This window comes from Avibacterium endocarditidis, assembly GCF_002921145.1.
In the GTDB taxonomy this organism is placed as follows: Bacteria; Pseudomonadota; Gammaproteobacteria; order Enterobacterales; family Pasteurellaceae; genus Avibacterium; species Avibacterium endocarditidis.
In genome coordinates this window covers 1-9,211 of record NZ_PQVI01000136.1, presented here as the reverse complement: position 1 = coordinate 9,211, position 9,211 = coordinate 1, and the positions used below count along the sequence as shown (strand labels likewise).

Below are 9,211 nucleotides of genomic sequence, written 5' to 3'. Positions count from 1 at the left end.
GAACGCCAGACGAACAAAACAAAAAACCATGCCTGTTTTACCATTACGCGATGTGGTGGTTTTCCCATATATGGTTATGCCATTGTTTGTGGGACGCGAAAAATCCATCGCCAGTCTTGAAGAGGCAATGGAAAATGGCAAACAATTATTATTAGTTTCGCAAAAAGCGGCTGAGTTAGAACAGCCTACGGTGGACGATGTGTATGATGTCGGTACGGTGGCGAATATTATTCAATTACTCAACTTACCAGATGGCACAGTAAAAGTGCTAGTGGAAGGACAGCAACGTGCCAAAATTTCCCATTTAGAAGACAATGGGCGTTTCTTCGAGGCAAAAATTGAGCTAATTGATACCCAATTGGGTGATGAAACAGAATTAGAAGTGGCACAGAATACGGCACTGAAAGAGTTTGAAAAATATATTGAACTCAACAAAAAAGTGCAGCCAGATGTGCTTTCCGCCTTGAAAAATATTGCAGACCCAGAACGTTTAAGCGACACAATGGCAGCGCATATGCCAGTTTCAGTAGCGCGTAAGCAAGAAGTTTTAGGCATTGCAAATGTTGCTGAGCGTTTTGAATATTTGCTTGGTTTAATGATTAACGAAGCGGGCATTTTAGAAGTTGAGAAACGTATTCGCGGCCGCGTGAAGAAACAAATGGAAAAAAGCCAGCGCGATTATTACCTTAACGAACAAATCAAAGCTATCCAAAAAGAGCTAGGCGAAACCGAAAGTACCGTTGATGAAGTGGAACAACTTCGTCAAAAAGTGGAAGAAGCCAAAATGCCGAAAGAGGCAAGAGAAAAAGTGGAAGCAGAATTGCAGAAACTGAAAATGATGTCGCCAATGTCAGCAGAAGCAACAGTAGTGCGCAGCTACATTGATTGGATGTTGCAAGTACCTTGGCATAAGCGCAGCAAAGTGAAAAAAGATATTGTTAAAGCGCAGGAAATTCTTGATGCGGATCATTATGGCTTAGAACGCGTGAAAGATCGCATTTTGGAATATTTAGCGGTACAAAGCCGTTTAAATCAGTTTAAAGGGCCTATCCTTTGCTTAGTTGGGCCACCGGGGGTGGGGAAAACTTCCCTAGGACAATCTATTGCCAATGCCACAGGACGTAAATATGTGCGTATGGCGCTAGGCGGCGTGCGTGATGAAGCGGAAATTCGTGGGCATCGCAAAACCTATATCGGTTCATTGCCGGGTAAATTGATCCAAAAAATGGCAAAAGTGGGGGTGAAAAATCCGCTATTTTTACTTGATGAGATCGACAAAATGGCATCAGATATGCGTGGTGATCCGGCCTCTGCGTTGTTAGAAGTGCTTGATCCAGAACAGAACGCCAACTTCAACGATCATTATTTAGAAGTGGATTATGATCTTTCTGACGTGATGTTCGTGGCAACCTCAAACTCAATGAATATCCCAGGGCCGCTGCTTGATCGTATGGAAGTGATTCGTTTATCGGGCTATACGGAAGATGAAAAACTCAATATCGCCAAACGCCATTTGCTTAACAAACAAATTGAGCGTAATGGCTTGAAAAAAGGTGAGTTGAAAATCGAAGACAGTGCGATTTTAGATATTATCCGCTATTACACTCGTGAAGCGGGCGTACGTGGGCTTGAACGTGAGATTTCTAAAATCTGTCGTAAAGCGGTGAAAAATTTACTGTTGAACCCGAAATTAAAATCGATCACGGTAAACAGCGATAACCTGAACGAATATTTGGGCGTCAAACGCTTTGAGTTTGGCCGTGCAGATACACAAAACCGCGTAGGTGAAGTAACGGGCTTGGCGTGGACGCAAGTGGGCGGTGATTTACTCACCATTGAAGCCACTTCTGTGATCGGCAAAGGCAAATTAACCTACACAGGATCGCTAGGCGATGTGATGAAAGAATCCATTCAAGCAGCGATGACCGTGGTGCGTTCCCGTGCAGAAAAATTAGGCATTGCACCTGATTTCCACGAAAAACGTGATATTCACATTCACGTTCCAGACGGCGCAACACCAAAAGATGGCCCAAGTGCAGGGATCGCAATGTGTACCGCCTTGGTTTCTTGCTTAACGGGGAATCCTGTGAAGTCTGCAGTGGCGATGACAGGGGAAATTAGCTTGCGTGGTAAAGTGCTGCCAATTGGCGGTTTGAAAGAGAAATTACTCGCAGCGCACCGTGGCGGCATTAAAACGGTGATTATTCCAAAAGATAATGTAAAAGATTTGGAAGAAATCCCAGAGAATGCGAAAAACAGCTTAGATATTCGTCCAGTGGAAACCATTGATGAAGTGCTAAGCATCGCCTTAGAAAATCCGCCTGAAGGGGTTGATTTTTCTCACTTGATTGCAAAAGAAGAAAAAGCAACGCCACGCCGTAAAAGTAAACGTGCGGAAAGTGCGGTGAATTAATTGAAAGTTTTTTAATAATAAAGTCGGTAAAGAACAATCTTTGCCGACTTCTTTATTTTTATGCTGGCAATCAAAGCACTTTCGATTATAATTCTCAAGATTTGTCTTAATCTTACATTTAAGGATAACTTCAATGTTAATGGAAAAACTCAGCGATGCGTCAAACAGCATCTTGTGGAAGATCATTTTCGCACTAATTGTGGTGTCATTTGTATTAAGTGGCGTGGCAGGCTATATGTTCACACGCGTTGATACTTCTGCTGCCAAAGTGAATGGTGAAGAAATTCCGCAACAATTATTTTTAGAACAATATAATAAGGAATATCAACAACTTAGCCAACAAATGGGAGCGAGTTTTGCTGCGGTGGCTGATTCGCCAGAATTTATTAATGGTTTACGCAGCTCTATTTTAGAGCGTTTAATTAACCAAGAATTATTGCGCCAATATGCCGCAGAATTAAAGCTTGACGTGAGCGATAGCCAAATTGAACAAGCCATTGTAACTAGCCCAATTTTCCAAAAAGACGGCAAATTTGATAACGCACTTTATCAACAAATGTTATCTGCAAACGGTTTAAGTGGTGATCAGTATGCACAATATTTACGTCAAGGATTAACCTTACAACAGCTTAATGACGGCATTGCGCGTTCTGCGTTTACTGTATCTAGCCAAAACAAACGTGTAGCCCAGCTATTTTTCCAACAGCGCGATGTCCGTTTGGCAGAGTTTCCTTTAGTAGCCACTGTGGCACAACAACAGGTGAATGAAGAAGAAATTAGCGCTTACTATAATGCGAATAAAGCCGCATTTGCCGTGCCTGAGTTGGTGAAAGTTCAATACCTTGATTTAACTCAACAAGCGGCTGAAAAAAATGTGAAGGTTACTGATGTAGAAATTGCGCAATATTATCAAGATAACAAAGCGCAATATATGACTCAGCATTTAGCCCACATTCAACTGCCAACGGAGCAAGAAGCGCAAGCAGTTTATGCGGATTTACAAAAAGGCGAAAGCTTTGCGGCGTTAGCGAAACTTTACTCTAGCGACAAAATTTCTGGTGCAAATGGCGGTGATTTAGATTGGGTTGTGGCAGGAATGATGCCCCCACAATTTGAAGCAGCAGCGCGTGAATTAAAAGCGGGGGAATATAGCCAACCAGTTAAAGTGGATAACGCTTACCATATCATCAAAGTGGAAGATGAAAAGTTCCTGCCGTTAGAACAAGTGAAAAACGATATTGCTGCTAAACTTCGTAGCGAATTAAGTGCGAAAGAATTCTACGCAATGGAAAAACAAGCCAATGAGAAAGCCTTTGAGCAGCCAGATTCGTTACAAGCAGCGGCGCAAGCGGCGGGCGTGAGCGTACAAAAAACCGGCTATTTCTCACGCAACGATATTCCACCGGCACTTAATTATGGCAATGTGGTTTCTGCATTATTTGATTCTGAATTAACCCAAGGCGGAACAAACTCAGAAGCCATTAATGTGGGTGATCAGCATTCTTTGATTGTTCGTGTGGTGGAACATAAACCAGAAGGTGTGAAAACACTTGATGAAGCAAAAGATGAAATTGCTCAATATTTAAAACAGCAAAAAGCGGAAAAAATCGTGCTAGCTCAGGCTGAAAAAGTGGCGCAAGCGCTAAATCAAAATAGTAATGCCGCTCTGCCAAATGGCATTAAATTCGGCGAGAAAGCGCAATGGGTTTACGCTGAAAATAAAGTGCCACAATTGCGTGATGTGATTTTCTCAATGCAAAAAACCAGTGATAAGCCAGCTTATATGGCCGCGAAAAATGGTGATAACAGTGTTGTGGTGATCGAATTAAGCAATATTAAAGATGGGGCATTAGATGGGGAGCAACTGCAAGCATTTAGCGCTCAACTCACCCAAGCGCAACAAGCAGAATTGCAACATGCTTTATTACAGGCCTTAAGAGCAAAAGCTAAAATTGAAATTAATCAACAATTCTTAGCGCAAGAAGAGTAATTATAAGCTTCAATCTTATTTATTATTAAAACGGCAAGATAAAATTTCAGATTGCCGTTTTTTTATAGGCTTTTTTCGAGTCTTGAAAAATTTGCTAGTTTTTCACCGCACTTTGTGGTATAAAGTGCGGCGTTATTTTGGCTAGAATAACAAAGCAATTTTTATTTTAGACGAAATAATTTTTAAACTTAATTTTTAACAATAAATCACACACATATCGCACGGATAAATCGGGGTGCCAAACGGTCGATTTATTTGGTATGTGGAGGCTAAACCCCAAACAAAAGGAAAATTATTATGGCACAAGTTTCAATGCGCGAAATGCTACAAGCTGGCGTTCACTTCGGTCACCAAACTCGTTACTGGAACCCAAAAATGAAACCATTCATTTTTGGACCACGCAACGGCGTTCATATCATCAACCTTGAAAAAACCGTTCCAATGTTCAATGCTGCATTAGCAGAATTAACTCGCATTGCGGGCAACAACGGTAAAATCTTATTTGTTGGTACAAAACGTGCAGCAAGTGAAGCAGTGAAAGCAGCAGCATTAGACTGTCAGCAATACTATGTAAATCACCGTTGGTTAGGTGGTATGTTGACTAACTGGAAAACAGTACGTCAATCAATCAAACGCTTAAAAGATTTAGAAACTCAATCTCAAGATGGTACTTTCGACAAATTAACTAAGAAAGAAGCATTAATGCGTAGCCGTGAGATGGAAAAACTTGAATTAAGCCTTGGCGGTATCAAAGATATGGCGGGTCTTCCTGATGCATTATTTGTTATCGGTGCAGATCACGAACACATCGCAATCAAAGAAGCAAATAACCTTGGTATTCCAGTATTTGCAGTGGTTGATACAAACTCTGCGCCAGACGGTGTTGATTTTGTTATCCCTGGTAACGATGATGCAGCGCGTGCAATTCAACTATATCTTGCAGCAGCGGCAGCAGCAGTAAAAGAAGGTCGCCAACAAGAAGTGGTAGCCGAAGAGAAATTTGCTGAAGCAGAAGCAGCTGAATAATTCAGGTGAATGCGGCGAAAGCCCTTATTAATCACAACGATTAATTGGTTAGCAGGGGGCTTATGTTCCCTGCTTTTTTACATAAGTGCGGTCAAAAATCGCATCAAATTTTGTGGATAGAGGATTTTAAAATGGCTGAAATTACAGCATCTTTAGTAAAAGAACTTCGTGATCGTACCGGTGCGGGTATGATGGAATGTAAAAAAGCATTAGTAGAAGCAAACGGTGATATCGAATTAGCGATTGATAATATGCGTAAATCAGGTCAAGCAAAAGCGGCGAAAAAAAGCAGGCCGTGTTGCTGCTGAAGGTGTAATCATCGCGCGTGTTGCTGGCGACTACGGTGTAATGATCGAAATGAACTGTGAAACTGACTTCGTAGCAAAAGACGCTGGTTTCTTAGGTTTAGCGAATGAAGTGGCAGATTACGCATTAAACAACAAAGGCGTAACCATCGAAGCATTACAAGCTGAATTTGAAGAAAAACGTGCTGCATTAGTGGCAAAAATCGGTGAGAATATGACAATCCGCCGTGTGGGTTCAGTACAAGCGCCAGTTGTAGGTTCATACTTACACGGTGCGAAAATTGGTGTATTAGTGGGCGCAGTGAACGCTGATGAAGAATTAGTGAAACATGTTGCAATGCACGTTGCAGCAAGCCGTCCAGAATATGTAAATCCAAGCGATGTACCAGCAGACGTAGTAGAACACGAGCGTCAAATCCAAGTGGATATCGCAATGCAATCTGGTAAACCACGCGAAATCGCTGAGAAAATGGTTGAAGGTCGTATGAAGAAATTTACTGGTGAAGTGTCTTTAACTGGCCAGCCTTTCGTAATGGATCCTTCTAAATCAGTGGGTGAATTACTAAAAGAGAAAGGTGCAGAAGTGGTTTCATTCTTACGCTTTGAAGTAGGCGAAGGTATCGAAAAAGTAGAAACTGACTTCGCTGCAGAAGTTGCGGCAATGACTAAATAATCATTGTAAAACCATAAAATAGAAAAGCAGATCTTTTGAGATCTGCTTTTTTATTGGGGAATATAATCTGTAAGATTACTATTTATTCAAATCAATTGATTAATTATTCATTTTAAACTATGCTATCCTCACTTTTGGAAAATTTAAGGATTGCAAATGAGTGCTTATAACAGACAAACCTTTGATGAAGTGATGATACAAAATTATGCGCCCGCAGAGTTTATTCCAGTGAAAGGGAAGGGGAGCAGAGTTTGGGATCAGCAAGGGCGAGAATATATTGATTTCACAAGCGGTATTGCGGTGAATGCGCTGGGGCATTGCCCTGATGAGATTGTGGCGGTGTTGAAAGCACAAGGGGAAACGCTGTGGCATTCTAGCAACTGGTTTACCAGTGAGCCAACCTTGCAATTAGCTTCAAAATTGGTGCAGAAAACCTTTGCGGATCGAGTGATGTTTGTTAATTCCGGTGCGGAAGCTAACGAGGCCGCGTTGAAATTGGCTCGCCGTTATGCTGTAGATCATTTTGGCGCGCAGAAAAGCAAAATTATTGCCTTTAAGCAAAGTTTTCACGGGCGTACATTATTCACGGTGAGCGTAGGTGGGCAAGCGAAATATTCTGATGGCTTTGGGCCGAAACCTGCGGATATTATCCACGTTCCTTTTAACGATCTTGCAGCGGTAAAAGCCGTGATTGATGACCATACTTGCGCGGTAATTGTTGAGCCGATTCAAGGCGAAAGTGGAGTGAAACCTGCTGATCCTGTATTCTTACAGGGGTTACGTCAGCTTTGTGATGAAAACAATGCCTTGTTAATTTCTGACGAAGTGCAAACGGGTTTGTCGCGCACTGGCTATCTTTATGCTTATATGAAATATGGCGTTGTGCCTGATATTCTGACTTCTGCCAAAGCCTTGGGTAACGGTTTTCCAATTGGCGCAATGCTCACCACCAATGAGATTGCAAAAAGTTTTTCTGTTGGCGTACACGGTACAACTTTCGGCGGCAATCCCCTTGCTTGTGCTGTGGCGTCAAAGGTGGTGGACTTGCTTTCTGATGAAAAATTCTTGGAAAAAATCCACCGCACTTCTGAATTATTTATGCATAAATTGAATGAACTAAATCAGGCGCTGAATTTATTTAGCGAAATTCGTGGTGAGGGCTTGTTAATTGGCGCAGAGTTAAATGCGAATTATCAAGGAAAAGCCAGCGAATTTGTGAAAAGTGCGGCTAAAAATGGACTAATGATTTTAGTTGCAGGCCCTGATGTCTTGCGTTTCACCCCCGCGTTGAATATTAGTGATGAAGAATTGCAAGAAGGGTTTGTGCGCTTGGAAAAAACCTTGCAAGAATTTGTGTAATAGATTGAATTAAAAAGAAAAACCTCGCATTTAGCGAGGTTTTTTTATGGACGTTAAGAACGCTTCATAATCTCGAAAAACTCTTCATTGGTTTTGGCAACGGCGAGTTTATCAATAAGGAATTCCATTGCTTCCACTTCACCCATTGGATTAAGGATTTTGCGTAGAATCCACATTTTTTGTAGTTCGTCAGGGGTGGTGAGTAAGTCTTCTTTACGCGTGCCTGAACGGTTAAAGTCAATGGCTGGGAACACGCGTTTTTCAGCGATTTTACGCGAAAGATGTAGCTCCATATTCCCCGTTCCTTTAAATTCTTCGAAGATCACTTCATCCATTTTTGACCCTGTATCTACAAGTGCGGTTGCAATAATGGTTAAACTTCCGCCTTCTTCCACGTTACGCGCTGCACCGAAGAAACGTTTTGGACGATGTAACGCATTGGCATCCACACCACCAGAAAGGATTTTACCTGAAGCAGGGGTTACGGTGTTATAAGCACGGGCAAGACGCGTGATACTATCTAATAAAATCACCACATCTTTTTTATGTTCAACTAAACGTTTTGCCTTTTCGATAACCATTTCGGCAACTTGAACGTGGCGTGAAGCGGGTTCATCAAAGGTTGAAGCAATCACTTCGCCTTTTACTGAGCGTTGCATTTCGGTTACTTCTTCTGGACGTTCGTCAATTAATAACACGATAAGCACACATTCTGGATAGTTATGGGTAATGCTCTGTGCAATATTTTGTAGCAACATTGTTTTCCCCGCTTTTGGTGGGGCAACAATCAAGCCACGTTGCCCTTTCCCGATAGGGGAGGCTAAATCTAAAATACGCGCGGTTAAATCTTCTGTTGAGCCATTACCACGTTCCATTCTTAAACGTGAATTGGCGTGAAGTGGGGTTAAATTTTCAAATAAAATTTTGCTGCGTGAAACTTCAGGTTTGTCATCATTAACTTGATCCACTTTTAGCAAAGCAAAATAACGTTCCCCTTCTTTTGGCGGACGAATTTTCCCTTCAATTTTATCCCCAGTTTGTAAATTGAAACGGCGAATTTGGCTTGGAGAAACATAGATATCATCAGGGCCAGCAAGGTAGGAGCTGTCAGCGGAACGTAAGAAACCAAAGCCATCAGGCAGGATTTCTAACACACCACCACCGAAAATATCCTCACCGCTTTTGGCGTGTTGTTTTAGGATTGCGAAAACAATATCTTGCTTGCGTAAACGGGCTAGATTTTCTAAACCCATTTGTTCTTCACCGAGTTTTACCAGCTCGGAAACAGGCATATTTTTAAGTTCTGTTAAATGCATAATAATTTGAAATGTTGGTTAGATTGGAAAATGAATTTGTAATGAAGATGTTTGAACATAGAATGGGCGTAAAGTTACCATTAAATAGCGGTGATGTCTAGAAAATAAAGGGGGTAAATAATAAAAAAA

General features: G+C 41.6%; 5 protein-coding genes and 1 pseudogene. 5 read left to right on the top strand and 1 reads right to left on the bottom strand.

Annotated elements, in window-relative coordinates; genetic code table 11:
* The 5 genes and pseudogenes from lon to C3Z13_RS10035 all read left to right on the top strand — a co-directional run.
* Nucleotides 1–2,413 (top strand): endopeptidase La (gene lon, locus C3Z13_RS10055; RefSeq protein WP_245872630.1); only part of this gene is annotated, 2,413 nt, incomplete at its 5' end.
* Between the two features lie 133 nt (nt 2,414–2,546).
* A complete protein-coding gene (gene ppiD, locus C3Z13_RS10050; RefSeq protein ID WP_103855826.1) occupies nt 2,547–4,403 on the top strand; it encodes a peptidylprolyl isomerase in 1,857 nt (618 codons plus the stop codon).
* A 297-nt stretch (nt 4,404–4,700) separates the two neighbouring features.
* Nucleotides 4,701–5,429 carry a 30S ribosomal protein S2 gene (rpsB, locus tag C3Z13_RS10045; RefSeq protein ID WP_017807014.1) on the top strand — a complete coding sequence of 243 codons (729 nt, stop codon included), beginning with the start codon at nt 4,701–4,703 and terminating at the stop codon, nt 5,427–5,429.
* Between the two features lie 131 nt (nt 5,430–5,560).
* Nucleotides 5,561–6,407, top strand: a pseudogene (gene tsf / locus C3Z13_RS10040) (translation elongation factor Ts).
* 156 nt (nt 6,408–6,563) lie between these two features.
* Complete coding sequence (locus C3Z13_RS10035) at nt 6,564–7,766, top strand: aspartate aminotransferase family protein (protein ID WP_103855825.1); 1,203 nt, start codon at nt 6,564–6,566, stop codon at nt 7,764–7,766.
* A gap of 53 nt (nt 7,767–7,819) precedes the next feature.
* On the opposite strand, the gene rho is transcribed toward C3Z13_RS10035, so the two are convergent.
* Nucleotides 7,820–9,082 (bottom strand): transcription termination factor Rho, encoded by a 1,263-nt coding sequence (rho, locus tag C3Z13_RS10030; RefSeq protein WP_103853956.1) that lies wholly within the window; start codon nt 9,080–9,082, stop codon nt 7,820–7,822.
* Nucleotides 9,083–9,211: the final 129 nt, after the last annotated feature.